This window comes from Methylobacterium sp. GC_Met_2 (assembly GCF_026540795.1).
Lineage (GTDB): Bacteria > Pseudomonadota > Alphaproteobacteria > Rhizobiales > Beijerinckiaceae > Methylobacterium.
Map to the genome: position 1 here is coordinate 1 of NZ_JALNUM010000047.1, position 24908 is coordinate 24908.

The following is a 24908-nucleotide window of genomic DNA, read 5'->3' on the forward strand; positions in this document are numbered from 1 at the left end:
CGATCACGCGGTCGGCGAGACTGTCGGGATCGTCGTCCTGACGGACCGGGATCGCGGCCTGGGCCAGGATCGGACCGGCATCGAGTTCCGGCACCACGAAATGGACGGTGCAGCCGTGCAGGCGCACGCCCGCGTCGAGCGCCTGACGGTGCGTGTGCGTGCCCTTGAACAGGGGCAGCAGCGACGGATGAATGTTGATCATCCGCCCCGCCCAGCCGGCGACGAAGCCCGGCGTCAGGATCCGCATGAAGCCCGCGAGGCAGACCAGCTCGACAGACGCGGCCCGGAGTTCGGCGTCGAGCGCGGCATCGAAGCGGGCGCGATCCGGAAAGGCCGTGTGGTCGATGATCCGCGTCGGGATGCCGGCCTCGGCGGCCCGGGCGAGGCCCGCCGCATCGGGCCGGTTCGACAGGACCAGGACGATCTCGGCCGGATAGGCCGGGTCCCGCGCCGCTTCGAGCAGCGCCACCATGTTCGAGCCGCGCCCCGAGATCAGGACCGCGACCCTCATCTTCCCCGTGGTCGCCATCAGAGAGCGAGGCGCCCGCCGAAGGTCACCGCCTCGGGTCCCCGCGGCGTGATGCGGCCGAGGCGCACCGGGGTCTCGCCGGCCCGGGTCAGGGCCTCGTCGACATCGTCCACCGCGTCGGCAGCGGCGATCACCACCATGCCGATCCCGCAATTGAACGTGCGCAGCATCTCGGCTTCGGCGACGTCGCCCTCCCGGGCGAGCCAGCCGAACACCGGCGGCGGGGTCACGGCGTCGAGGTCGACGCTGATGCCGACATCGTCCGGCAGGACCCGGGGCAGGTTGTCGGGGAAGCCGCCGCCGGTGATGTGCGCGAGCGCGCGGATGCCGTCGGTGGCGCCGAGCGCCGCGAGCAGGGGCTTCACGTAGATCCGGGTCGGCGTCAGCAGCGCCTCGCCGAGGCTCATCTCCGGCGCGAAGGGCGCGGACGCGTCCCAGCCGAGACCGGTCTTGGCGACGATCCGGCGGACCAGCGAAAAGCCATTGGAATGCACCCCGGAGGAGGGCAGGCCGAGCACCACGTCGCCGGGGCGGATGCCCGGACGCGGCAGCAGGCTGCCCCGCTCGGCGGCGCCGACCGAGAACCCCGCGAGGTCGTAATCCGAACCGTCATAGAGGCCCGGCATTTCGGCGGTCTCGCCGCCGATCAGCGCGCACCCGGCCTGACGGCACCCCTCGGCGATACCGCGCACGATGTCGGCGCCGACCCCCGGCACCAGCTTGCCGGTGGCATAATAGTCGAGGAAGAACAGCGGCTCGGCGCCCTGCACGATGATGTCGTTGACGCACATCGCCACGAGGTCGATGCCGATCGTAGCGTGACGCCCGGTCTCGATCGCGATCTTGACCTTGGTGCCGACGCCGTCGTTGGCCGCCACCAGGATCGGATCGCGGAAACCCGCGGCCTTCAGGTCGAACAGGCCGCCGAAGCCGCCGATCTCGGCATCGGCCCCGGGGCGCCGGGTCGAGCGCACCAGCGGCTTGATCGTCTCGACCATGGCGTTGCCGGCGTCGATATCGACGCCCGCCGTCGCATAGGTCAGCCCCGTCGTCGGCTCTTTGCCGTCCCTGGCCGTCATGCCCGCGCCACCTCGGTGATTGATCGGCCCGCTCTAGCGGCTAGCCGCGCGTTGCGCGAGTCGGCGCCGGGCCGCCCGACCATCGATCCGCTTGGAAGAACGGCCCTTGACCTGCGCCAGTGCGGGGTGATCCTGAGTGGGCATGCCTGAGAACGTACCACCGCGGCAGCTCGCCTTCGACCTGCCGCTCGATCCGCGCTACGGCCGTGAGGATTTCCTCGTGGGTCCGGCCAACGAGGCCGCCTACGCACTGATCGAGGCCTGGCCCAACTGGCCCGACAGCGTGCTGGTGCTGACCGGCCCATCCGGCAGCGGCAAGAGTCACCTGGCGGCGATCTGGGCCGAGCGCGCCCATGCCTGGACCGTTCAGGCCGGCGACATCAATGCGGATGCGGTCCAGCACCTCGTGTCCAACGGGGCGCTCGTGATCGAGGATATCGACCGGGCGCAGGACCGGGACGAGGCGGCGCTGTTCCACCTCCTGAACCGCGCCCGTGAACGCGGATGCCCGTTGCTGCTGACCAGCGGCACCGGGATCGATGCGCTCAATCTCGCCACGCCCGACCTGCGCTCGCGCCTGCGCCTCGCGCCGGGAATCGCGATTCGAGAGCCCGACGACGCCCTGCTGCGGGCCGTGCTGGTGAAACTGTTCGTGGACCGCCAACTCGTGGTCGATCTGAGCGTTATCGATTCGCTGGCCCTGCGGATCGACCGGTCCCTCGGGCGCGCCCGTGATGTCGTCGCCGAACTCGACCGGGATGCCCTGGGCCGCCAACGGCGGATCAGCCGCCCGCTCGCCCTCGCCGTGCTGCGGCGGATGGGCTTCGACGACGAGTCCGATCCGGACGGCTGATCCTGGAATCCCGGGTTCGTCACGAAACTGTCGTGATGGCTCGGGGTGGACGTTGTAGAACGCGCGCCTTCGCGCAAAGCCGTGATGAGGGACAGGGAACAGGAATGGATTCGACGCAGAAGCCCACGGAACGCGAAGCCGCCGACGAGGCCGCGGAACCCCGTCGGCATCCCGCGTCCCATCCGACCACCCGGCGCGCTCCGGCCGTCCGGCGGACGCCGGCGGGTGCCACCGCCGCGACGAGTCCAGCCTCTGCGCCTGCCGCACAGCTCGAACCGACCGCGCAGCCCAAGCCCATCGCGCAGCCGAAACCCGCCGCGCAACCGAAGCCGGCCGCGACACGGCCCCGGACAGCGACGGCAGCCCAGACCGCAACGGCCGCGCCGCGGGCGGCGACCGGGCCACAGAACACTGCGCCGACGGCCAGTGCTCCGGCAGCCACGGCCGCCGCGATCTCGGACACGACCGATGAATGGCCGGCCGTCGTCGCCCAGCCCGAGGAGCCCCAGGCGGACGCGGCGCGCGAGTCGGTGCTCGAAGCCGGGCGCGGGTTGCGGCACTCGCCGGAGCGGTTCGTGAACCGTGAATTGTCCTGGCTGCAATTCAACAGGCGCGTGCTGGAAGAGGCCTCGAACCCCAATCATCCGCTGCTGGAGCGCCTGCGCTTCCTGTCGATCTCGGCAAACAACCTCGACGAGTTCTTCATGGTCCGTGTGGCGGGCCTGATCGATCAGGTGCGCGCCGGCCTCACGGTTCCGTCCCAGGACGGCCTGTCGCCCTCCGAGCAGCTGGTACGGATCGGCACGGAAACCGCGCGGCTGGGGGCGGACCAGCAGGCGCGCTGGCGCGAGCTGCGCGAGGAGCTGCACGCCTCGGACATCGACATCGTCGAGCCTGCCGCGCTCACCGCCGAGCAGACCACGTGGCTCGAAGACTACTTCCTGACCCATGTCTTCCCGGTGCTGACGCCGCTGGCGATCGACCCGGCCCACCCGTTCCCGTTCATCCCGAATCTCGGCACCACGATCGCGCTGACGCTGGTGCGGCCCAAGGACGGGCGGACCCTGCGCGCCCTGATCCGCCTGCCGGGCGTCATCGACCGTTTCGTGCGCCTGCCGGTGAGCGACAGCGAGACCGCGGCACGCCTGATCCCGATCGAGCAGGTGATCGGGATGTTCACCGGCCGCCTGTTCCCCGGCTACCTCGTGAGGAGCAGAGGCGCCTTCCGGGTGGTGCGCGACTCCGACCTCGAGATCGAGGAGGAGGCGGAGGATCTCGTTCTCCACTTCGAGACCGCGTTGAAGCAGCGCCGCCGTGGCGTGGTGATCCGCCTCGAAGTCGAAGCCGGGATGGCGGAGGATCTGCGCGGCTTCGTGGTCGACGAACTCGAGATCGCCCCCGATGCGGTGTTCCTGGTCGAGGGCATGCTGGCCCTCAACGAACTGAGCCAGGTGGTCGGGATCGACCGGCCGGATCTGAAGTTCAAGCCCTACAACCCACGCTTCCCGGAGCGCATCCGCGAAAGCGGCGGCGACGTGTTCGCGGCGATCCGGCAGAAGGACTTCATTGTCCACCACCCCTACGAGTCCTTCGACTCGGTGGTGCAGTTCCTGGCCCAGGCGGCCCGCGACCCGAACGTGGTGGCGATCAAGCAGACGCTGTACCGCACCTCGTCGAACTCGCCGATCGTCGCGGCGCTGGCCGAGGCGGCCGAGCTCGGCAAGTCGGTGACCGCGCTCGTCGAGCTGAAGGCCCGCTTCGACGAGGAGGCGAATATCCGCTGGGCGCGCAACCTGGAGAAGGCAGGCGCGCAGGTGGTGTTCGGCTTCGTGGAGCTGAAGACCCACGCCAAGCTGTCGCTGGTGGTCCGGCGCGAGGGCGACAAGCTCGTCACCTACTGCCATGTCGGCACCGGCAACTACCACCCGATCACGGCGCGCATCTACACGGACCTGTCGTTCTTCACGGCGGATCCGGCGATCGCCCGGGACGTGTCGCGGATCTTCAACTTCATCACCGGCTACGCGGAGCCCGCCGAGCTGGAGCGCATGGCGGTCTCGCCGCTGACGGCGAAGAACAAGCTACTGGAGCACATCGAGGCCGAGGTTGCCCACGCGAAGGCGGGCCGCCCGGCGGCGATCTGGATCAAGTGCAACTCCCTGGTGGATGCCCAGATCATCGACGCGCTCTACGACGCCTCGGAGGCCGGCGTGCAGATCGACTGCGTGGTGCGCGGCATCTGCTGCCTGCGGCCCGGCATCCCGGGCCTGTCGGAGACGATCCGGGTCAAATCGATCGTCGGGCGCTTCCTGGAGCACGGGCGCATCTACGCCTTCGGAAACGGCGTCGGGCTGCCTCATCCAAAGGCGACGGTCTACATCTCGTCGGCCGACCTGATGAGTCGGAACCTCGACCGGCGTGTCGAGGCGCTGCTGCCGATCACGAATCCCACGGTGCATCAGCAGGTGCTCGACCAGATCATGCTGGCGAACCTCCTGGACAACCGTCAGAGCTGGCGGCTGCTCGCCTCCGGCGGGTGTGAGCGGATCCAGCCGGCGGATGGCGAGGAACCCTTCAACGCGCACAAGTACTTCATGACGAATCCCAGTCTCTCCGGACGCGGCAAGGCGTCGAAGAAGTCGAGCCCCCGTGCGTTGAGCCGGCGGGCGCAGCGCGCCTAGACGTCCCCCGCATGCGCCGGAAGCTCGACAGGTTTCGCGCGGACGCCCTGCGCTTCTGCGCGAGGAACTTGCGGACGATCGAAGATTTGCGCAAAGGACGTACCCGCCCGTCGACGCAAGGCCATGTGGTTTCCCCGCCGCCGACATGGTTTCCCGACCGGCCGCCGGGCCGTGACATCATGGGTCCGGAGCCGACATCGGTCGCAGCGCGACCGGCCACGGCCCCGGATCGCACCGGCGGTGCGTCCAGCGAGCCCGCCGCGCTCACTCAAGGACATGGACGTTTGGGCAGCTCTCGCGCCAATCTCATCCTCGCGCATCCGACGGAGCGGTCCGTGGTCGCCGCGCACGCTCCGGTGGCCATCATCGACATCGGATCGAACTCGGTCCGGCTCGTCGCCTATGACGGCCTAACCCGGGCGCCGACCCCGCTCTACAACGAGAAGGTCCTGTGCGGCCTCGGGCGCAACGTCCTGACCACCGGCCGGCTGAATGACGAGGCGGTCGCGCGGGCGCTCGCCGCGCTGGCCCGGTTCCGGGTGCTGTGCGAGACCATGCGGGTGTCTCGGGTCTTCGTGCTGGCGACGGCGGCGGCCCGCGATGCGGAGAACGGCCCCGACTTCCTGCGCGCCGCGGAGGTGGCCTGCGGCCAGGACATCCAGCTCCTGTCCGGCCGGCGCGAGGCGGAACTCTCGGCGATGGGCGTCATCTCCGGCTTTCACGCCCCCGACGGGGTTGTGGGCGACATGGGCGGCGGCTCGCTCGAACTCGTGGATGTCCGCGGCACCGTGGTCGGGCAGGGCGTGACCATGCCGCTCGGCGGCCTCGCCCTTCAGGATCTCTCCGGCGGCTCAGTGAAGAAGGCCGCCAAGATCGCGCGCGAACACATGCGCAAGGCGGTGCCGCAGCTCGAAACCCTGCGCGGGCGGACCTTCTACGCGGTCGGCGGCACGTGGCGCGCGCTGGCGCGGCTGCACATGGCCGCCCGCGGCTACCCGGTCCACGTGATGCACGGCTACACCGTGGAGCCGAGCGACGAATTGACCTTCCTGCAGCTCGTCGAGCAGACCGACGTCGCCCTGCTCCAGGATGTCGATGCGATCTCCGAGGCGCGGCGCCCGCTCCTCGCCTACGGTGCGGTGGTGCTGGAGGAGATCATCCGGGTCGGCCGCCCACGGGAGGTCGCGATCTCGGCTTCCGGTGTCCGCGAGGGCCTGCTGTTCGAGCAGCTCGACCGCGACGCCCGGCTGATCGATCCGCTCCTGGCCTCGGCGGCGGAGTTCAACACCCTGCGCTCCCGCGCGCCCCAGCACGGCGAGGAACTGATCGCCTGGACCGACCGGTTCGTGACGACCCTCGACGGCCACGAGACCGCGGACGAGCGCCGCCTGAGGCGCGCGGCCTGCCTGCTCTCGGATGTCGGCTGGCGCGCCCACCCCGATTACCGAGACCAGCAGAGCATCGCGGCGATCCAGAACGCCGCCTTCGTGGGCGTCGACCACCCGGGTCGGGCCTATCTGGCGCTGGCAGTCTCGCTCCGGCATACCGGGCTCGCGCCGGAGAAGGCCAATCCGATCCTGCGCACTGTCGCCGGGCCGCGCCTGTTCGAGCGGGCGCGCCTGCTCGGGGCGCTGTTGCGGGTCGCGTTCCCGATCTCGGCCGGGATGGGTGGCGCCCTCGGCCAAGCGCCGCTGACCGTCGAGGACGGGCGGGCCGTCCTGCGGCTGCCGCGGGACTGGGCAGCCCTGAACGGTGACCGCCTGCTGAACCGGGTCCGCGGCCTCGGGCGCGTCACTGGCCTCGAAGGTCGGGTCGAGATCGGCTAGGCGACCCGATCGGGAAAGATTGCCTTTTTGACCACCGCGTGGACGCCCCAATTGCCGTCCACGACCTGCGTGATCCCGAAATCGACCGCCACCGACATCAGAGAGATCGCCTCGTCCTCGGTCAGTCCCTTCGCGTGCATCAGGAACTGGCGCATCTTGCGGAACGCGTCGCGCATGGCGAGGTCGATCGACGACTTCTCGAAAATCGCCGCCTGGGCATCCGGACCGAGGTCGCGCAGGTAGTTCGGGTAGCTGAACCCGGACAGGACCCAATCGTCCTTCGTCTCGATCATCGGGAAGTCGAGGGCTTCCAGCGGCGAGCCCGGCAGGTCGGCCTTCTTGTGCAGGACGAACTGGAAGGTGCCGGTGAGCGAGCACTCGATCGCGGTCCCGCACAATTCGGAATCGCCCTGGCTGGCATGGGGATCGCCCACCGAGAACAGCGCCCCCGGCACCGCGACGGGGAAGTAGAGCGTCGCGCCCTTGCCGATCCGCCAATTGTCGATGTTGCCGCCGGTATAGCTCGGCGGGATGGTGTTGACCCGGTCGGCCTCGGCGGGCGCGACGCCCAGCGTGCCGAAATGCGGGCGGATCGGCACGCGGATCCCCTTCAGCACATCGAAGGTCTTCTGCGTCTTGGCATGGTCGACCGGCAGGCCGGGATAGTCGATGGTCGGATGCGCGACCCCGAACGGGTCGGTGACGCCGGGCCAGCGGAAGCTGTAGACCGCCCGCGCCCAGTCGCGCGCGCCTGTGGCGTCGACCTCGTAGATGGTCACCACCTCCCGGGGTTTGTCGCCGGTGATCAGATCCTTGTAGTGGAAGCCCCACCACGCGGCCGCGTTGCTGCCGAAGGCGAGCCCCTTGTATTTCGGGTTGGCGCTGGGGCGGGGCGCCACGTCGAGGATGCGGACCTCCAGCACGTCGCCGGGCTCTGCGCCGCGGATCGCCACCGGGCCGGTGCAGATATGCACGCCGAGACCGCCGCCGGGGCCGATCTTGGCGTCCATTGCGCCCGCACCGCGGGGCGAGACGCCCATCTTGTCCTTGGTCCAGAGGTAGACGCTCTCGGCGCCCGGATCGCCCTGGATCATCCGTTCGGCATCGTCGCTGGCCTGATGGGTCAGCGTCTCGATCGTCACGAAATCGCCCGAGCCGATCTCGACCTGCGGCTTGAGGCTGCGGCTGAAGAACCCCCAATGCACCGTTTCGGCGTTGGCGGGCAGATGGTAATGGCCGGTCGCGGCGAACTTGGCGCCCGAGGCCTGCGCCAAAGCCGGGCTCACCAGCGAGGGGCCGCCGGCCGCGAAGGCCGCCGCTGCAGCGCCCGTCGCCGCGAAGCCGCTCTTCAGGAAGGCGCGCCGCTCCGGCTCGAGGTCACGCCGGAACTGGCGGCGATGCGCTTCGAAGGCGTGGCAATTCGGGTCGTCGCCCAGGCACATGATGTCCGCTTCCGGTGGTGTCGATTCCCGGAAGCGGTCAAGCAATTCGACGGCCACGCTGGTGGCCGCCGCCGGAGATCCTTACGCGGAGATCATCCCGACCCCGGCCTCCTCGGGCTTGGGCGGAGCCTCGTCCGACTGCGCCTCGACCACCGCGGCGGCCGTGACGTTGACGATGCCGCGGGCGGTCACCGAGGGGGTGAGGATGTGGGCGGGCTTGGCCGGTCCGATCAGCAGGGGGCCGACCGGCAGGGCGTCCGCCATCACCTTCGCGAACTGGAACGCGATGTTGGCCGCATCGAGGTTCGGGAAGATCAGGACATTCGCCGCACCCTTCAGGCGCGAGCCCGGCAGCACCCGGTCCCGGACCATCTCGGAGAGCGCCGAATCCGCCTGCATCTCACCATCGACGATCAGGTCCGGATCGCGCGTCTGCAGGAGCGCCAGGGCGTCACGCATCTTGATGGCGGAGTCCGAATCCGACTGGCCGAAATCCGAGTGGCTGAGCAGCGCGATCTTCGGCGTCAGCCCGAACCGGCTCACGTGGTTCGCACAGGCCTGCGCCACGTCGGCGATCTCCTCGGCGGTCGGGTTCGGGCGGACATGGGTGTCGGCCAGGAAGTAGGCGCCCGTATGGGTGACCACCAAGCTCATGGCTGCGCATTGCTTCACGCCGGGCGCGAGCCCGATCACGTCGCGGATGATGCGCAACCGCGTCTCGAACCGGCCCTCCAGGCCGCAGATCAGCGCATCCGCCTCGCCGCGGCGGACCGCGATGGCACCGATCACCGTGTTGTTGGTGCGCACCAGCGTGCGCGCCGCATCCGGCGTGATGCCGCGCCGGCCCGCGACATCGAGGTAAGTCTGCACGTAGGCGCGGTAGCGGGGATCGTCTTCGGGGTCGATCAGCTCGAAGTCGCGGCCGTGCTCGATCGACAGTCCGAACCGCTTCAGACGGGTCTCCACCACCCGCGGCCGGCCGACCAGGATCGGGAACGCGACCTTGTCCTCGACGATCGCCTGGACGGCGCGGAGCACGCGCTCGTCCTCGCCCTCGGCGTAGATCACCCGCTTGCGCTCGGCCTTCGCCTTGGAGAACAGCGGCTTCATGATCAGGCCGGACCGGTGGACGAACCGGTCGAGGCTGTCGGTATAGGCGTCGAGATCCGCGAGCGGCCGGCCGGCCACGCCCGAATCCATCGCCGCCTTGGCGACCGCGGGGGCAATGCGCAGGATCAGCCGCGGGTCGAACGGGCTCGGGATCAGCGATTTCGGCCCGAACGGCCGCGCCTCGCCGCCATAGGCCCGGGCGACCACGTCCGAGGTGGTCTCGTGGGCGAGGCCGGCGATCGCCTTCACGGCCGCCTTCTTCATCTCCTCGTTGATCTTGTGGGCGCCGACATCCAGCGCGCCGCGGAAGATGTAGGGGAAGCACAGGACGTTGTTGACCTGGTTCGGGAAATCCGACCGGCCGGTGCAGATCATCGCGTCCGGCCGCTCCTGCTCGGCGAGCTCCGGCATGATCTCGGGATAGGGGTTGGCCAGCGCCATGATGAGCGGCTTCTCGGCCATCTCCCGGAGATATTCCGGCTTCAGGACGCCGCCGGCCGAGAGGCCGATGAACACGTCAGCCCCCGGGATCACCTCGGCCAGGGTCCGCTTCTCGGTCTCCTGGGCGAAGACGTCCTTCCAGCGATCCATCAGCTCGGGGCGGCCCTTGTAGACTACGCCCTTGATGTCGGTGATCGTGATGTTCTCACGGGTCGCGCCGAGCGACACGAGCAGGTTGAGGCAGGCGAGCGCCGCAGCGCCCGCGCCCGACGTGACGATCCGGACGTCGGACAGCTTCTTGCCGGCGAGTTCCAGCCCATTGAGGACCGCCGCCGCCACGATGATCGCGGTGCCGTGCTGGTCGTCGTGGAAGACCGGGATGTTCATCCGGGCGCGGCACTGCTCCTCGACCTCGAAGCATTCCGGCGCCTTGATGTCCTCCAGGTTGATGCCACCGAAGGTCGGCTCCAGGGCGCAGACCACGTCGACGAGCTTGGACACGTCCTTCTGGTCGACCTCGATGTCGAACACGTCGATGCCGGCGAACTTCTTGAACAGGACCGCCTTGCCCTCCATCACGGGCTTGGAGGCCAGCGGTCCGATGTCGCCGAGACCCAGCACGGCCGTGCCGTTGGTGAGCACCGCCACGAGGTTCTGGCGGATCGTGAGGTCGGCGGCCTGCTGCGGGTCGTCGTGGATCGCCATGCAGGCGGCCGCGACGCCGGGCGAATAGGCCAGCGCGAGGTCGCGCTGGTTGCCCAGCGGCTTCGTCGCCTGGATCTCGAGCTTCCCGGGCTTGGGCAGGCGGTGGTAGACGAGCGCCCCGGCCTTGAGGTCCTCGGACATGTTATCGGCCATCGCCCACGCTCCCGCTCACCTTTTTCACCGAGGACGACGCGGTCGCGCATCGCGCAGGCTCGCGTCTTGACCGGTCTGTTGCACCGGCTGCGCAGGGGGCGCAACCCGCACAACGAGACGCGGATCCACCTCGCCAAGCTGGCGAGGGCCTACGGCTTCTCCATAGGCGCCTACTCGTATGGGCGTCCAAAGGTCCGCTTTCCGGAAAGCGGCCGGCGGCTGACGATCGGCCGCTATTGTTCCATTGCCGACAAGGTCGAGATCCTGCTCGGCGGCGACCATCGGCTCGACTGGGCGTCGACCTATCCGTTCGCCGCGATGCGCGGGCTGTTTCCGGACGCGCGGGCGCCGGAGGATTTCCACGCCTCCCGGGGCGACGTGGTGATCGGCCACGATGTCTGGCTGGGCTCGGGCTGCATGATCCTGTCGGGCGTCAACCTCGGGCCCGGCGCCGTGGTGGCCGCCCGCGCCGTGGTGACCCGCGATGTGCCCGCCTACGCGGTGGTGGCGGGCAACCCGGCGCGGGTCGTGCGGCATCGGTTCGACGCGGCGACCGTCGAGGCCCTGCTGGCGGCGGCGTGGTGGGACCTGCCGCACGCGGCGGTGACGCGGCTCGTGCCGCTGCTGCAGAGCGGCGACGTGGCCGCCCTCCTGGCAACCCTCGGGGCGGACGCGGGCAGCGTTGCGGCGGGGCGGGGGATTTCGTAATCCGCGGTCCTCTTCGCCGCTGACGCCCAACCTGGAGCTCGCCCATGTCCGATCCCGCGCTGCCTGACCGTCTCTCGGTCAACCCGGACAGTCCGTATTACGACGCGGCCCTGCTGGAGCGCGGCATCGGCATCCGGTTCAAGGGCGTCGAGAAGACCAATGTCGAGGAGTACTGCGTGAGCGAGGGCTGGGTGCGCCTCTCGGCCGGCAAGACCCTCGACCGCGCCGGCAACCCGATGACGGTGAAGCTGAAGGGCCCGGTGGAGCCCTATCTGCGTGATGCAGCGGACGCAGAATGAGGTTCTACCGGGCTCATCGCTCCAGCGGGAATGGGGTGGGTTCCCAGTAGGGCTCCAGCTCCGTCCCGCGAACGTTGGCCGCCTCCCAATCGTGCAGGATCTTGGCCAGCGCCGGGCGGTCGCCGGCCATGAGGGGTTCTTCCACGGCGGCAAGCTGCGTCTGCCAGCGATGCGCGCGCGATCCCGGCGGGAACGACTTGCCGGCATGCCACGGCTGTCGTTCGTGCCAGATCGCTCGCGCGGCGTCGAGCTTGCCGGCCGCGATATGGACGATCATACGGTCCTCGTACGGCTCGTCGTAGACCCAATGGGGCCGCGACGGCAGAGTCGCGTAGCTTTCTGGCGTCCCATAGAGCGCCAGCTTCGGAAGTGCCACGGAGTCCAAGACCGCGATGGCCTCCGGTATCATCGTGGGGTCGGACCAGAGCCAGAACTTCTCCGCTGATGTTGGGGATCTACTTAAATATTCGAAGTATGTACCAATAGCAATAGCCCCGGGCAAGCCCGCAAAATATAGCGCAGTCATAAACAATCTCGGCGAGCAACAATTTGGATCAGAAGTTCGCTCGATAAATATGCCAAGCGCAATATGATGAACTGGATTTTTAATTGCGAAACGATTCCCGATCTGCACGAGATACGGGTGCTTGGTTTTCAAAGCGTCGAAGATCGGTCGAACTTGACGAGCGCTGGTCATACCAACGGCTCGATCTGTATAAGAATATAACGTAGGGCGCCCGGATAACGTCTTTGCACAACAGTAGCAATATCGACTGACCGTGGCCCTCTAAGATACGCATTCCCGGTCTTGTGATCATAGACACAGACAGTTGATGGCTGCGAGCGCTCAAGCACGTCAAGCCGAATCGATCCCCGCGCGCCATATTTCGCATCCGTGCCGGTCGTGGCATCGAAAGATGTCTCGGCAACGAGATTCGGGTCTTTCCGGGCATTTATGACGCCCGCAATGCCAGCATGCACTTTGTTGCCGAAATCCTGCCCACCGAAGTAATTACCAGAGGCTTTGACACCTGCAGCGACCGCGTCCGCTATAGCCTGCACCTCCCTGTTACGAGGGCACAACTGGTCCAACTCAGTCTGCCCTACTGCCCCAACCCACATGGCTTGATCGTTGTAAGCATCCCCCGGGATATACTCGCTCGCGGGAGCAGCGAAGATAGCCTTTCGATCGCTGGTATTCCGCCCAGACAGAACCGAGAAGAGTGATCCCGCTGCCTCGAGTGTCTTCGCGAATCGCCGCGCCAGTTCGTCTGACGGGCGTGGCCGACCCCGGGCCAGTTGGACGAAGGCTTCCGGTTCCGCTCCATCCTGTGTGAGGAGATTTCGAGCCAGGATCTCGTTGCTATCACCATCACGGATCGTCTGCGTAAGACCTGAGGTCTCGAAGACCGTTCGCGTCCCATCCGGTCCGGTGACCGTGTGTTGCTCGTCCCAGTCCGTATGCGGTTGGGCCCGAATCCGGATCGAAAGAACCCGCGATCCATCTTCGAGGACAGCGTCTTCCGTTTGCGACTGAGCCTGGGATCCACCCCCGGTGCCCTCCGGAAGCCAACGGCCGCCATCGGACTGGCCAGCTGGCGCGCGCGGCTGATCAGCTCGGTATTTGCGGCTCAAAACGCACTCAAGCCGGATCAGCTTGACGCCGACGGCGAGGCCAGCGAGCTCGGTGCGGAGGGCCGCGACGTCCTGAGCGTGACGATCATTGGTCAGTCGTGACATCCGCCCCACCTCCGCTTGGACAAAAAACCTATCCGCGGCGGCATGCTTTGTCAAGATTTTCCTATTTTTGCGCTGGCAACTTCCTGGCTGCAGCTTTGTATGTGCAAGCCGCGAAATCTCGCAGCGCCGCGGTGATCATCACTCTGAGCTGGCTCGGCCGCTTCGGAGTCGCCACCACAAGACTCGTCACGACCTCGGGATGGTTCCGCCGCTGCCGCGGCCGACGCGCATGGTTGGACAGGCGAAGGGTCGCGTCCTGGTCCGGGCGCGCGAGGTAAAGGCTGTCGCCGCGCTCGTTCCGGGCGACGATCGTGAAGCCCTGAGCCTCCAACAGCGTTGCCGCCAACGTCAAGGCTGCGGCGGGCGGGAGCAGCCTGTCGGGATTCGTCACGGCCCCGCCGGTTCGATCGTGCCGAGGCGTCGTCGCCCCAGCGCCCGCGCCTTGAGCGCCAGGGCGGGCCGCTCGATCCCGTACCAGGACAGGGCCGCCACCGGCAGCGTCGCCGCGAGGGCAGGGGCCAGCAGCGCGGGTCCCGAAATCTCCGGCCAGAGCGCGTGCAGGGTCTGTTGGATCGGCCAGCCGTAGAGATAGACCCCGTAGGACAGGTCCGCCGGTGGATCGAACACGCCCCGCGCCAGGGGACCGAGGGCGAGCCAGACCACGCCGTAGGCTTCCGCCAGGAACAGCAGGGCCGGATAGGCCGGCGTTCGAACGAGGATGCAGGCCCCGAAGGCGAGGCAGCCGAGGGCGGCCCCGGAGATCCGCAGGCGCTCGCGCCAGAGATAGAGGCACGCGCCAGCCGCGAAGATCAGGGGCAGGCGCAGGGCGGTCTCGGTGCCCTTGGGCAGGTCGGAACCCCGCAGGCCGCCCACGATGGTCAGCGCCAGCGCGAGCGCCGCGACGACCACCAGGGCCGACCAGCGCCGTCGGAGCAGACCGCCCAGGGCGGCAACGAGAACGCCGAGATAGCACAGCACCTCGTATTTCAGCGTCCAGATCGTGCCCAACGGCGCCCGGTACGGGCTGGCCTCGAACACGCCGGGGAGGGCGGCGTTGCTCTTGAAGGTCGTCAACGTCCCGCGGATGAACGCCCACAGGCCCGGATCGCGCCAATACTCGGAGACGGGCAGGCGGGTCAGCGCCGCGCCGAGGCCCAAGGAGACGACCAGGGTCGCGGCCACCAGCCCGGGCAGGATCCGTAAGCTCCGGGCCAGCGCATAGTCCCGGATCCCGCGCCGGTCGCAGCTCATCGTCACGAGGAAGCCCGACACGGCGAAGAAGCCGTTCACCGCGTGCTCGCCCAACGTGTAGCCGGTGAACCGGGCCAGGGGCTCGTCCCCAGCGGCTTCGGTCGCGACGCTGTAGGCGTGGGATACGACCACGGCGACCGCCAGGGCCAGCCGCAGGCCGGTGAAGCCGTTGCGCCCGGCACCGAGCGCCTCGGCGATGGTCCGCGCGCTCATTCGGGCAGGCCCTCGCGGGCCAGGGCGGTGCGGCCGCGCAGGACGGCGAAGGCGCCGGCCGCCGAGCCGCCATAGCGTTCCAGCCCGCTCCGGCGCAGGACCAGGGCCGAGAGCAGCGCCTTCGGCAGGTTGGCCAGCAGGGTCCCGAGGCTCGGATCGGGCAGGCCGTATTTGCGGCTGACATAGGCCCGCGACCATGCCTGATGCCAGCGTGTGCGGAACACGCGGCCCCGCTCGGGCGCCGAGGAACGGCCGCGGCCGTGCAGCGCTTCGGCGGCGTGGACGTGGATGAGGGCATGACCGGCCTCGGCGACGCGCCGGCACAGGTCGTCATCCTCGTAGAACAGGAAGATGTGCTCGTCGAAGCCGCCGAGGTCGAGGAATAGGCGGCGCGGCATCAGCAGGCAGGCCCCGGACAGGAATGGCGCGCAGGCATCGCCCTGCGGCAGCGCGCGGCGACCGCCCGGATTGGTGAGATAGGGCGCGAGCAGCGAGCGCGCCTGGAAGAAGAAACGCCCGTCGGGCTCGACCAGCCGCGGCGCCAGCAGGCCGGCATCCGGCCAGGCCCGGGCCGCCGCCAGCAGGGCATCGACGGCCCCCGGACGCAGGATCACGTCCGGGTTGACGATCAGGACATGCTCCGCCGTCACCGCGGCCCGGACGCCCCGGTTGTTGGCGCGGCCGTAGCCCTCGTTGCGGGCGTTGCGGATCACCTGCGCGCCGGCTTCCTCCGCGACGGCAGCGGAGGCATCCCGGCTGGCATTGTCGACCACGATCGCCGGCACATGCTGCCCGGCGAGCGCGGCAAGGCAGGCGGGCAGCACTCCGGCGCTGTCGTGCGCAACCACGATGGCGACGAGGCGCGGCACCGCGGCCGGACTAGGCCTTCTTCTCGGGCAGGTTGAGGCGGATATGCAGCTCACGGAGCTGCTTGGGCGTCGCCTCGGCGGGCGCGCCCATCATTAGATCCTCGGCGCGCTGGTTCATCGGGAACAGCACCACCTCGCGGATGTTCGGCTCGTCGCACAGGAGCATGACGATGCGGTCGACACCCGGCGCGATGCCACCGTGCGGCGGGGCGCCCATGCGGAGCGCATTCAGCATGCCGCCGAACTTCTCCTCAAGCACCTCGCGGCCGTAGCCCGCGATGGCGAACGCCTTCTCCATCACGTCGGGACGGTGGTTCCGGATCGCACCGGACGACAGCTCGATCCCGTTGCAGACGATGTCGTACTGGAACGCCTTGATGCCGAGGATTTTCTTGGTGTTGGCGCCGGTCTCGTCCTCTGAGGCCAGTGCTTCGAGATCGAGCGCGAGGAACTCTTCGCGATCGATGTTCGGCATGGAGAACGGATTGTGCGAAAAATCGATCCGCTTCTCCTCCTCGCTCCACTCGTACATCGGGAAGTCGGTGATCCAGCAGAAGGCGTACTGGTCCTTGTCGCAGAGGCCCAGCTCGTCGCCGATTCGGATGCGCGCCTTGCCGGCGAGCCCGGCCGCCTTGCCCTCGACGCCGGCGGAGAAGAACACCGCATCGCCCGCCTTGGCCCCGGCCCGCTCGGCGATCAGCGCCTGGACCTCGGCCGGGATGAACTTGGCGATCGGCCCCTTGCCGGTGAGCTGCCCGTTCTCCTCCTCGAACACGACGTAGCCGAGCCCAGGGGCACCCTCGGAGCGCGCCCAGTCGTTCAGCCTGTCGAAGAACGAGCGCGACTGTGCCGCCGCCCCGGTCGCCGGGATCGCCCGGACCACGCCGCCGCCGGCGATCACACCCTTGAACGCCTTGAAGGCCACGTCCTCGCGGGCAAACAAGTCCGTCACGTCGGCGATGATCAGCGGATTGCGCAGATCCGGCTTATCGACACCGAATTTCAGCATCGAATCCGCATAGGTGATCCGCGGGAATTCCTGCGTGACGCGCTTGCCCTGGGCGAATTCGTCGAACACCCCGCGCAGAACCGGCTCCACCGCCTGGAACACATCCTCCTGGGTGACGAAGCTCATCTCGATATCGAGCTGGTAGAACTCACCCGGCGAGCGGTCGGCGCGGGCATCCTCGTCGCGGAAGCACGGCGCGATCTGGAAGTAGCGGTCGAAGCCCGCGATCATCGTCAGCTGTTTGAACTGCTGCGGCGCCTGCGGCAGCGCGTAAAACTTGCCGGGATGGACCCGCGACGGCACCAGATAGTCGCGGGCGCCCTCCGGGCTCGACGCCGTGAGAATGGGTGTCTGAAACTCGAAGAAGCCACCGTCGCGCATCCGGCGGCGGAGCGAATCGATGATCGCGCCGCGCTTCATGATGTTCGCGTGGAGTTTCTCCCGGCGCAGGTCGAGGAAGCGGTAGCGCAGCCGCGTCTCTTCCGGGTATTCCAGATCGCCGAAGACCGGCAGCGGCAGCTCGCCCGCCGGGCCCAGCACCTCCAGGTCATCGATATAGACTTCTACGACGCCGGTCGGCAGCTCGGGGTTCTCGGTGCCGGCCGGGCGGGTCCGCACGCGGCCATCGATCCGCACAACCCATTCCGAGCGCACGGCATCAGCCGCTTTGAATGCCGGGGAATCGGAATCGATCACGCACTGCGTCAGCCCGTAATGATCGCGCAGATCGATGAAGAGCACACCGCCGTGGTCGCGGATGCGGTGGCACCAGCCTGAAAGGCGGATGGCCTGCCCGACATCGGACGGGCGGAGCGCCCCGCAGGTGTGGGAACGGTAACGATGCATGACGGGCTTCTTCTGTGGGAAGGCCGGCACCATTCACGCGAGCCCCCCCAAGTCAAGCGCGGTCCGCAGCCGACGCCTCGGGAAACGGCTTCGGCGACGCCCGTCACACTACCGGACGGGCCCGGCAATCCCCATATCATGTCCATGATCAACAACGTTTTTCTCCCATCCGGGGTCGGCCGAGCTACCCCCGTCGACGCGCGTCCGGGCGCGTGGCGGACGCTGCCGCTCGGTGGGCATTTCGACCTCGTCTACGAGGACGCGTCCGGTGCCTGGAGCAACCGTTCCCTCGACGCGCGCGAACTCAGGCTCGGACCGGGCCGGACCCTTCTCGGCGGCATTGACGCCCGGCGGGGCGGCTATCGCGGTTTCCGGGTCGACCGGATCCGCCGCCTCATGGATGGCGCCACCGGCGAACGCATCGAGACCGGTATTCTCGATCGGTTGCTCGGGCGCGCCGAGGCGCAGCGCCGGGCCGATACCCTTCGGATCAAGCGACAGGGACAAGCGCGCCGGAGGGCCGCCTCGCGACCCCTGACGGTTTCCTCGACACGGGGTTCATGATGGGGAATGCGGGAAAAACAGGGACGCGGCGCGGGTTTCGCTCCCCACCGCCGCGTCGGTTGCGTATAGCCGTTTCATGGATCTGATTTCTTCGACCGACACCCTGCGGGACATCTGTACGCGTCTGGCCGCGCAACCCTTCGTGACCGTCGACACGGAGTTCATGCGCGAGACGACCTACTACCCCAAGCTTTGCCTGATCCAGATGGCGGCCCCGGACGGCACTGCCGTCCTGGTCGATCCCCTGGCGCCGGGGATCGATCTGCAGCCGTTCATTGACTTGATGGCGGATACGCGGACCGTGAAGGTCTTCCATTCCGCTCGCCAGGACCTCGAGATCGTCTGGATGATGGGCGGAATCCTGCCGCACCCGTTCTTCGACACGCAGGTCGCCGCCATGGTGTGCGGCTACGGCGATTCCGTTTCGTACGAGCAGCTCGTCAACGACGTCGCCAAGGCCAAGATCGACAAGTCGTCCCGGTTCACCGACTGGTCCCGGCGGCCCCTATCCGAGGCGCAGCTGACCTACGCCCTGTCGGACGTCACCCACCTCGTCACAGTCTACGAGGTCCTTGTCGCCGAACTGCTGCGCACCGACCGTGGCGCGTGGCTCGACGAGGAGATGGCGGTCCTGACTTCGCCCGAGACCTACCGGGCCGATCCGTCCCAGGCGTGGCGGCGGCTTTCCGGCCGCATGCGCAAGCCGCGCGAAATCGCTGTGCTGATGGAAGTCGCCGCGTGGCGCGAGAGCGAAGCGCAGACCCGCAACGTCCCACGTGGGCGGGTGCTCAAGGATGAAGCGGTGATCGACATCGCTTCCGCGGCGCCCCGGAGCGTCGAAGCCCTGGGCCGCCTGCGAACGATTCCGGCCGGCTTCGAGCGATCCCGCACGGGCACCGACATCCTTGCGGCGGTGGAGCGCGGGCTGTCGCGGGATACGGCCGACATTCGCATGCCGGAGCGGCTACGCCGGGGCGGTGGCAACGGCGCCATCGTCGAACTCCTGAAGGTGCTGCTTAAGGCGGTCTGCGAAGCCGAAGGCGTGGCGCCGAAGATCATCGGCACCGTCGATGATCTCGAAGCGATCGCCGACGATGATCGCGCCAACGTCCCCGCCCTCGAAGGCTGGCGGCGCATGCTGTTCGGTGAGAAGGCGCTCGCATTGAAGCAGGGCCGGCTGGCGCTGTCCGTCGAGGCCGGCCGGATCGTGGTGCGGGATCTCGAACCGGCTTCGCCCGCTGTGGACTGACCGGCCGATGCCGGGCTCTCAATAACCGAGCCGTGAAGGCGTGACTTGGCCGGTGGGCGGGATTAAATGGCAACCTGGTTGCCGTTCCTTCCCGCCCGTGCGTCCCGCGTATGTTCGAGCCGAACGAAGTCCTGAAGACACTGACCGGCCGCGGTCTCGTTACGGCGGAGGGATGCGGTTCGGTGCGGGTCCGCTACCGCGTGATCGTCGAACGGCGGGAGGTCGGTGTCGTCGCCCACGGCACGCTTCACGGCAGCCACACCAATCTGAAGCCGATTTGGCTCGAACCGGACGCGCAGCTTCGGCTTGCGAACGGGCGACGGCTCGACATCGCGATGACCGACCTCGTCGGTGACACCGCCGAGTTCGAGAGCACCGGCCCGGTCGGAACGCTCTGACCGATGACGCCTCTTCGGCTCGCCACGATGCCCGGGACCGAAAACCGGGCGCGATCAAAGCCCAGCTGGCCGGGAAGATTCGGCAATTTGTCGCGCCCTACACTTCTAATGGGGAAAGAGACCGGCTCCTCTGAGGATGCGGCGACTGGGCGCACAGGTCTTCAGAGCCTCGATAGCCCCCTTTGACAGAGCAATCCGATACCGCATCGCCGTTGACGACTGACGCGGCGTCGTGAAGGCCGTAGGCTATCCAACCACTATCAGCGCAGCCAGCGCATGAGCCTGCACAGCAACGCTTTCCCAGATGCAAGTCCTGCATAGGACGCTGTCACATCGCCGTGAGAACGCCGACACCAAACAATAAATCGATTGTGCAGCGCACCATTCCTAACGCGGAATGATGACGATCAATGGCCTTCTGTAACCTCGGAATAAGCCTTCATCCTGTGTCGACATCGGTGGAACAGCGAGTTGACGGCGCTCAAAAATCTCTTAAGGTCCGGGCAAGCCTCGGTTTCGAGGGGACCGCCTCAGGGATGGTGGTTCCTGGCTAAGGGATCTGAAGATCTCTTAAAGTCGATGAAGCCCGCTACCGAGGCGTCCATCCCTGTCGCAAATAGTCAGGTCGGAGTCCGCGCGACACCGCACTCTTGGTGTGTCGCGAGTATTCTCAAAGACTTGTCGGAGGAACCCATGAGAGCAGTGCATCTCCTTGCGCTCGGCGCGGGCGTTGCGGCGGTTGCCGCGCCGGCGCTGGCCAACGAAAGCGTTCTGAAGAGCATCGCCAACCCGGCGGAGCAGGCACTTCAGACGGTCGATTACGCCAACACCCGCTATTCGAAGCTCGACCAGATCAACGCGTCGAACGTGAAGAACCTCCAGGTCGCCTGGACCTTCTCGACCGGCGTTCTGCGTGGCCACGAGGGCTCGCCGCTCGTCGTCGGCAACATGATGTACGTGCACACGCCGTTCCCGAACATCGTGTACGCCCTCGATCTCGACCACGAGGCGAAGATCGTTTGGAAGTACGAGCCCAAGCAGGATCCGTCCGTGATCCCGGTCATGTGCTGTGACACGGTCAACCGTGGTCTGGCCTACGCCGACGGCACCATCATCCTGCACCAGGCCGACACCACGGTCGTGTCGCTCGACGCCAAGACCGGCAAGGTCAACTGGTCTGTCGTGAACGGCGACCCGAAGAAGGGCGAGACCAACACCGCGACGGTTCTGCCGGTCAAGGACAAGGTCATCGTCGGCATCTCGGGCGGCGAGTTCGGCGTGCAGTGCCACGTCACCGCCTACGACCTGAAGACTGGCAAGAAGGTGTGGCGCGGCTACTCCGAGGGCCCGGACGATCAGATGCTGATCGACCCGGAGAAGACGACCTACCTCGGCAAGCCTGTCGGCAAGGATTCTTCGCTGAAGACCTGGGAAGGCGATCAGTGGAAGACCGGCGGCGGTTGCACCTGGGGCTGGTTCTCCTACGATCCCAAGCTCGACCTGATGTACTACGGCTCGGGCAACCCCTCGACCTGGAACCCCAAGCAGCGTCCGGGCGACAACAAGTGGTCGATGACCATCTGGGCGCGTAACCCGGATACCGGCGTCGCCAAGTGGGTCTACCAGATGACTCCCCACGACGAGTGGGATTACGACGGCATCAACGAGATGATCCTCACGGATCAGAAGATCGACGGCAAGGAGCAGCCGCTCCTGACCCACTTCGACCGTAACGGCTTCGGCTACACGCTGAACCGCGCGGACGGCAGCCTGCTGGTCGCCGAGAAGTTCGATCCGGCCGTCAACTGGGCGACCAAAGTCGACATGGACAAGGGGTCGAAGACCTACGGCCGTCCGCTGGTCGTGTCGAAGTACTCGACCGAGCAGAACGGTGAAGACACCAACTCCAAGGGCATCTGCCCGGCGGCGCTTGGTACCAAGGATCAGCAGCCTGCGGCCTACTCGCCGAAGACCCAGCTGTTCTACGTGCCCACCAACCACGTCTGCATGGACTACGAGCCGTTCCGGGTGACCTACACCCCGGGCCAGCCCTACGTCGGTGCGACCCTCTCGATGTACCCGGCCCCGAACTCGCACGGCGGCATGGGCAACTTCATCGCTTGGGATGGCGTCAACGGCAAGATCAAGTGGTCCGACGCCGAGCAGTTCTCGGTGTGGTCCGGTGCTCTGGCCACCGCTGGCGACGTGGTGTTCTACGGAACGCTTGAGGGTTACCTGAAGGCGGTCGACGACAAGACCGGCAAGGAGCTGTTCAAGTTCAAGACCCCGTCGGGCATCATCGGCAACGTGATGACCTACCAGCACAAGGGCAAGCAGTACGTCGGCGTCCTGTCGGGCGTCGGTGGCTGGGCCGGCATCGGCCTCGCGGCCGGCCTGACCGACCCGAACGCCGGCCTCGGCGCGGTGGGTGGCTATGCGGCCCTGTCGCAGTACACCAACCTGGGCGGCCAGCTGACCGTCTTCGCCCTGCCGAACTAATCGGCCGCAGGGTACAAGGTGAAATCGGTGCCGGCGCGGGCTTCCGCGCCGGCACTCTTTTGATTAGACTTACTCGTAAGAGGCTGTCGTTCGTACAAAGACGCAAAGCCTCGGAACTGGGAGACAGATGCGTTGCTCAACCTCAGCAAGATCGTAACGCGGCCGGTTATCGCCGCCCTCGCCCTAGCGACCGTTTCCGCGGTTGCCGTACATGCTGAGGATGCCAAGCCCGCTGCCGACCCCAAGCTCGCCGACTCCTTGAACGCGAACGACAAGACGGCAGAGCAGGATCCCGCGTTGCTCAAGCGGGATGCCGCCGTGAAGATCGAAGACGGCAAGTACATGGACGCCGAAGGTCACCCCACGTTCCACGTGACCCAGGACGGCAAGATGCTCGATTGGTATACCTACTCGGGTTACCGCCGCTATCACGCCGAATGCCACGTCTGCCACGGTCCCGACGGCATGGGCTCGACCTACGCCCCGGCCCTGAAAGACTCGCTGAAGCACCTCTCCTACGAGGAGTTCATCGGCATCCTAGTCGGCGGCAAGCAAGACGTGAATGCTTCCGAGCAGAAGGTCATGCCGGCCTTCGGCGACAACAAGAACGTCATGTGTTACTCTGACGACTTATACGTTTATCTGAAGGCGCGCGCCGCCGGGGCGATCGGACGTATCCGTCCCTCCGAGCACGAAGATAAGCCCGACGCGGCGAAGAAGGCCGAGAAGGAGTGTATGGGCTTCTGATGGCGCTTCTTGCCCGGATCCTCGCCCTCTGCGCCCTGTTTGTGACGACGGCGCAGGGGGCGCTCGCCCAGCATCTGCCGGATACGGTGACGACGGACGTGCTGCGCGTCTGTGGGGACCCGGGCAACATGCCGTTCTCCGAACGCAAGGATGACGGCTTCGAGAACAAGATCGCTGCGATTATTGCCGACGAGCTCAAGGTCAAGATCCGCTATTACTGGCTGACGCAAGGGCCCGGTTTCGTGCGCAACACGCTCGGGACCGGCCTTTGTGATGTCATCATGGGTACAGCCTTCGGCGGCGACCTCGTCCAGACGTCCAATCCCTATTACCGCTCCGCCTACACGTTGGTAACACGGGCCGGCGAGTTCGACGGCATTACAGGCCTCGACGATGCGCGCCTGAAGGGAAAAAGCATCGGCGTGATCGCCGGCACGCCGCCGGTCAATCGGATGGGCGATCTCGGGCTGGTCTCGAATATGAAGGCCTACGCACCCTATCAGCTGGACCCGGCGCGCAAGCACCAGACTGTGGCGGCCGAGATCGTTGCGGCGCTGGCTGCGAAGGAGATCGATGCCGCGGTGTTGTGGGGACCCGCAGCGGGTTGGCTCGCCAAGCAATCCGGGACGGCGATGAACGTCGTGCCCTTGCTGAAGGAGCCGGAGCGGCCGCCTATGGCCTATCGGATCGCCATGGGCGTACGGATCGGCGAGAACGATTGGAAGCGCACGCTGAACGGCGTGCTGCGCAAGCGCAAGGCCGATATTGACGCCGTGCTTCGCGACTACAACGTTCCGCTTCTCGACGAGGAAGAGAACAAGCTGGCCCAGCCAGGCGAGCGCTGAACCGGTTCAGGCCCGCTCGATGCCGCTCCGATCGAGCTTTGCCAGCGCATCCTCAACCCGCTCGCCGCCGATGACGAGGCTCGGCGCGATCTCGGCCAGCGGGACCAGAACGAAGGCCCGTTCGCGCACATAGCGATGCGGCAGGACGAGACGGGCATCGTCCACGGCGGCGCCTTCGTAGGCCAGGACGTCGATGTCGATGACCCGCGGTCCCCAGCGCTCCTCGCGCACGCGTCCCAGATCGTGCTCGATCGACAGACAGGCATCCAGCAGGCGATGCGGATCGAGATCGGTGTCCACCGCAAGCGCGCCGTTGAGAAACCAGGGCTGATCGGTATTGCCCCAGGGCGGCGTGCGGTAATCGGCTGAGCGCGCAACGACACGGATGCCTGGCGTCGCCGCGAGACCCGCCACGGCCCTGTCGAGCATCGCGGCCATGTCGCCGATGTTGCTGCCGATGCCGAGGTACGCCTTCATGCGCGGACTCCACGGCGCCGCAGAATCTCGATGCTGACGCCGTCCAGAATCGCTGGGACTGGTGCGCTCGGCTTGTCGACCCGCACCACGATCGCCGCCACCCGCGCGAACTTGTCCAGGATCGTTGCTGCGATCGTCTCGGCAAGCGCCTCGATCAGATTGAAGCGGCGCTCCGTGGCGATCTCCACGGCGATCTGCGTGAGGTCCGCGTAACTCACCGTGCCGGCAACGTCGTCGGTGCGTCCCGCCTCGCCGAGATCCAGTTGCGCTTCGAGCGAGATATAGAAGCGCTGGCCGAGAACCGCCTCCTCGGGCAACAGCCCGTGCCGGCCGAACACGGCGATCCGCGTCACCCGGATAAGGTCGCCCGCCATC

At 67.3% G+C, this 24908-nt stretch carries 23 protein-coding genes; 11 read left to right on the forward strand and 12 right to left on the reverse strand.

The genetic code is table 11. From position 1 onward, the window contains the following. Both purN and purM read right to left on the reverse strand, forming a co-directional pair. Window positions 1-529 (reverse strand): phosphoribosylglycinamide formyltransferase (gene purN / locus OXS49_RS16810; protein WP_267425760.1); only part of this gene is annotated, 529 nt, incomplete at its 3' end. Further along, complete coding sequence (gene purM, locus OXS49_RS16815; protein ID WP_267425761.1) at window positions 529-1608, reverse strand: phosphoribosylformylglycinamidine cyclo-ligase; 1080 nt, start codon at window positions 1606-1608, stop codon at window positions 529-531. The genes purN and purM, both read right to left, overlap by 1 nt. A 142-nt stretch (window positions 1609-1750) precedes the next feature. On the opposite strand from purM, the gene OXS49_RS16820 reads away from it, so the two are divergent. The 3 genes from OXS49_RS16820 to ppx all read left to right on the forward strand — a co-directional run bounded on the left by OXS49_RS16820 (window position 1751) and on the right by ppx (window position 6968). Beyond that, complete coding sequence (locus OXS49_RS16820; protein WP_244000014.1) at window positions 1751-2461, forward strand: DnaA/Hda family protein; 711 nt, start codon at window positions 1751-1753, stop codon at window positions 2459-2461. Between the two features lie 104 nt (window positions 2462-2565). After that, window positions 2566-5142, forward strand: coding sequence for an RNA degradosome polyphosphate kinase (locus OXS49_RS16825; RefSeq protein ID WP_267425762.1), 2577 nt, complete (start codon window positions 2566-2568; stop codon window positions 5140-5142). Between the two features lie 335 nt (window positions 5143-5477). Continuing rightward, window positions 5478-6968, forward strand: coding sequence for an exopolyphosphatase (gene ppx / locus OXS49_RS16830; protein WP_267425764.1), 1491 nt, complete (start codon window positions 5478-5480; stop codon window positions 6966-6968). Here ppx and OXS49_RS16835 read toward each other — a convergent pair. Continuing rightward, the gene (locus tag OXS49_RS16835; RefSeq protein ID WP_267425766.1) at window positions 6965-8410 is read right to left on the reverse strand and encodes an acetamidase/formamidase family protein; all 1446 of its coding nucleotides are present in this window, start codon (window positions 8408-8410) and stop codon (window positions 6965-6967) included. The genes ppx and OXS49_RS16835 overlap by 4 nt on opposite strands. An 81-nt stretch (window positions 8411-8491) precedes the next feature. Then, complete coding sequence (locus tag OXS49_RS16840; RefSeq protein WP_276081891.1) at window positions 8492-10819, reverse strand: NADP-dependent malic enzyme; 2328 nt, start codon at window positions 10817-10819, stop codon at window positions 8492-8494. 78 nt (window positions 10820-10897) lie between these two features. On the opposite strand from OXS49_RS16840, the gene OXS49_RS16845 reads away from it, so the two are divergent. Then, window positions 10898-11527: a CatB-related O-acetyltransferase gene (locus tag OXS49_RS16845; RefSeq protein WP_267425795.1), complete on the forward strand. Its 630-nt coding sequence runs from the start codon at window positions 10898-10900 to the stop codon at window positions 11525-11527. A gap of 44 nt (window positions 11528-11571) precedes the next feature. Continuing rightward, window positions 11572-11826: a DUF3297 family protein gene (locus tag OXS49_RS16850; protein WP_244000005.1), complete on the forward strand. Its 255-nt coding sequence runs from the start codon at window positions 11572-11574 to the stop codon at window positions 11824-11826. A gap of 13 nt (window positions 11827-11839) precedes the next feature. Here OXS49_RS16850 and OXS49_RS16855 read toward each other — a convergent pair whose 3' ends face one another. From OXS49_RS16855 to aspS, 6 genes are all read right to left on the reverse strand, one after another. Next, complete coding sequence (locus OXS49_RS16855; protein WP_267425768.1) at window positions 11840-12523, reverse strand: hypothetical protein; 684 nt, start codon at window positions 12521-12523, stop codon at window positions 11840-11842. Continuing rightward, window positions 12520-13566 carry a hypothetical protein gene (locus tag OXS49_RS16860; protein ID WP_267425770.1) on the reverse strand — a complete coding sequence of 349 codons (1047 nt, stop codon included), beginning with the start codon at window positions 13564-13566 and terminating at the stop codon, window positions 12520-12522. Before OXS49_RS16860 ends, OXS49_RS16855 begins: the two co-directional genes overlap by 4 nt. 61 nt (window positions 13567-13627) lie before the next feature. Then, on the reverse strand, window positions 13628-13957 hold the full coding sequence (locus OXS49_RS16865; protein WP_267425772.1) for a hypothetical protein: 330 nt from the start codon (window positions 13955-13957) through the stop codon (window positions 13628-13630). Continuing rightward, on the reverse strand, window positions 13954-15030 hold the full coding sequence (locus tag OXS49_RS16870) for an acyltransferase (RefSeq protein WP_267425774.1): 1077 nt from the start codon (window positions 15028-15030) through the stop codon (window positions 13954-13956). Before OXS49_RS16870 ends, OXS49_RS16865 begins: the two co-directional genes overlap by 4 nt. After that, window positions 15027-15899 (reverse strand): glycosyltransferase family 2 protein, encoded by an 873-nt coding sequence (locus OXS49_RS16875; RefSeq protein ID WP_267425775.1) that lies wholly within the window; start codon window positions 15897-15899, stop codon window positions 15027-15029. Before OXS49_RS16875 ends, OXS49_RS16870 begins: the two co-directional genes overlap by 4 nt. A 10-nt stretch (window positions 15900-15909) precedes the next feature. After that, entirely contained in the window at window positions 15910-17754 is a 1845-nt protein-coding gene (aspS, locus tag OXS49_RS16880) for an aspartate--tRNA ligase (protein ID WP_267425776.1), read from the reverse strand. Between the two features lie 138 nt (window positions 17755-17892). Here aspS and OXS49_RS16885 point away from each other — a divergent pair, with 138 nt between their 5' ends. The 6 genes from OXS49_RS16885 to xoxJ all read left to right on the forward strand — a co-directional run bounded on the left by OXS49_RS16885 (window position 17893) and on the right by xoxJ (window position 24056). Further along, the gene (locus OXS49_RS16885; RefSeq protein WP_267425777.1) at window positions 17893-18318 is read left to right on the forward strand and encodes a hypothetical protein; all 426 of its coding nucleotides are present in this window, start codon (window positions 17893-17895) and stop codon (window positions 18316-18318) included. Window positions 18319-18394: 76 nt separating this feature from the next. Further along, a complete protein-coding gene (gene rnd / locus OXS49_RS16890; RefSeq protein ID WP_243999989.1) occupies window positions 18395-19567 on the forward strand; it encodes a ribonuclease D in 1173 nt (390 codons plus the stop codon). A gap of 110 nt (window positions 19568-19677) precedes the next feature. Beyond that, window positions 19678-19965 carry a hypothetical protein gene (locus OXS49_RS16895; protein WP_267425779.1) on the forward strand — a complete coding sequence of 96 codons (288 nt, stop codon included), beginning with the start codon at window positions 19678-19680 and terminating at the stop codon, window positions 19963-19965. 693 nt (window positions 19966-20658) lie between these two features. Continuing rightward, a complete protein-coding gene (gene xoxF1, locus OXS49_RS16900) occupies window positions 20659-22464 on the forward strand; it encodes a lanthanide-dependent methanol dehydrogenase XoxF1 (RefSeq protein ID WP_243999985.1) in 1806 nt (601 codons plus the stop codon). 132 nt (window positions 22465-22596) lie between these two features. Continuing rightward, window positions 22597-23211 carry a c-type cytochrome, methanol metabolism-related gene (locus OXS49_RS16905; protein ID WP_243999983.1) on the forward strand — a complete coding sequence of 205 codons (615 nt, stop codon included), beginning with the start codon at window positions 22597-22599 and terminating at the stop codon, window positions 23209-23211. After that, entirely contained in the window at window positions 23211-24056 is an 846-nt protein-coding gene (gene xoxJ, locus OXS49_RS16910) for a rare earth element methanol dehydrogenase accessory protein XoxJ (protein WP_267425781.1), read from the forward strand. The genes OXS49_RS16905 and xoxJ overlap by 1 nt, the downstream gene beginning before the upstream one ends. A gap of 6 nt (window positions 24057-24062) precedes the next feature. Here the strand turns inward: xoxJ and folK are convergent, their stop codons facing one another. After that, window positions 24063-24533, reverse strand: a complete 471-nt coding sequence (gene folK / locus OXS49_RS16915) for a 2-amino-4-hydroxy-6-hydroxymethyldihydropteridine diphosphokinase (RefSeq protein WP_243999979.1) — start codon at window positions 24531-24533, stop codon at window positions 24063-24065. Next, entirely contained in the window at window positions 24530-24907 is a 378-nt protein-coding gene (folB, locus tag OXS49_RS16920; RefSeq protein ID WP_267425782.1) for a dihydroneopterin aldolase, read from the reverse strand. The genes folK and folB overlap by 4 nt, the downstream gene beginning before the upstream one ends. Window position 24908: the final 1 nt, after the last annotated feature.

What these genes read in the sequence shown, in the direction of transcription:
- OXS49_RS16825 (WP_267425762.1), top strand. Translation starts at nt 2,566, where the DNA reads ATGGATTCGACGCAGAAGCCCACGGAACGCGAAGCCGCCGACGAGGCC.
- OXS49_RS16870 (WP_267425774.1), bottom strand. Translation starts at nt 15,030, where the DNA reads ATGAGCGCGCGGACCATCGCCGAGGCGCTCGGTGCCGGGCGCAACGGC.
- folK (WP_243999979.1), bottom strand. Translation starts at nt 24,533, where the DNA reads ATGAAGGCGTACCTCGGCATCGGCAGCAACATCGGCGACATGGCCGCG.
- aspS (WP_267425776.1), bottom strand. Translation starts at nt 17,754, where the DNA reads ATGCATCGTTACCGTTCCCACACCTGCGGGGCGCTCCGCCCGTCCGAT.
- xoxJ (WP_267425781.1), top strand. Translation starts at nt 23,211, where the DNA reads ATGGCGCTTCTTGCCCGGATCCTCGCCCTCTGCGCCCTGTTTGTGACG.
- purM (WP_267425761.1), bottom strand. Translation starts at nt 1,608, where the DNA reads ATGACGGCCAGGGACGGCAAAGAGCCGACGACGGGGCTGACCTATGCG.
- OXS49_RS16820 (WP_244000014.1), top strand. Translation starts at nt 1,751, where the DNA reads ATGCCTGAGAACGTACCACCGCGGCAGCTCGCCTTCGACCTGCCGCTC.
- OXS49_RS16850 (WP_244000005.1), top strand. Translation starts at nt 11,572, where the DNA reads ATGTCCGATCCCGCGCTGCCTGACCGTCTCTCGGTCAACCCGGACAGT.
- xoxF1 (WP_243999985.1), top strand. Translation starts at nt 20,659, where the DNA reads ATGAGAGCAGTGCATCTCCTTGCGCTCGGCGCGGGCGTTGCGGCGGTT.
- OXS49_RS16855 (WP_267425768.1), bottom strand. Translation starts at nt 12,523, where the DNA reads ATGACCAGCGCTCGTCAAGTTCGACCGATCTTCGACGCTTTGAAAACC.
- rnd (WP_243999989.1), top strand. Translation starts at nt 18,395, where the DNA reads ATGGATCTGATTTCTTCGACCGACACCCTGCGGGACATCTGTACGCGT.
- OXS49_RS16835 (WP_267425766.1), bottom strand. Translation starts at nt 8,410, where the DNA reads ATGTGCCTGGGCGACGACCCGAATTGCCACGCCTTCGAAGCGCATCGC.
- OXS49_RS16840 (WP_276081891.1), bottom strand. Translation starts at nt 10,819, where the DNA reads ATGGCCGATAACATGTCCGAGGACCTCAAGGCCGGGGCGCTCGTCTAC.
- OXS49_RS16895 (WP_267425779.1), top strand. Translation starts at nt 19,678, where the DNA reads ATGTTCGAGCCGAACGAAGTCCTGAAGACACTGACCGGCCGCGGTCTC.
- folB (WP_267425782.1), bottom strand. Translation starts at nt 24,907, where the DNA reads ATGGCGGGCGACCTTATCCGGGTGACGCGGATCGCCGTGTTCGGCCGG.
- OXS49_RS16885 (WP_267425777.1), top strand. Translation starts at nt 17,893, where the DNA reads ATGTCCATGATCAACAACGTTTTTCTCCCATCCGGGGTCGGCCGAGCT.
- OXS49_RS16860 (WP_267425770.1), bottom strand. Translation starts at nt 13,566, where the DNA reads ATGTCACGACTGACCAATGATCGTCACGCTCAGGACGTCGCGGCCCTC.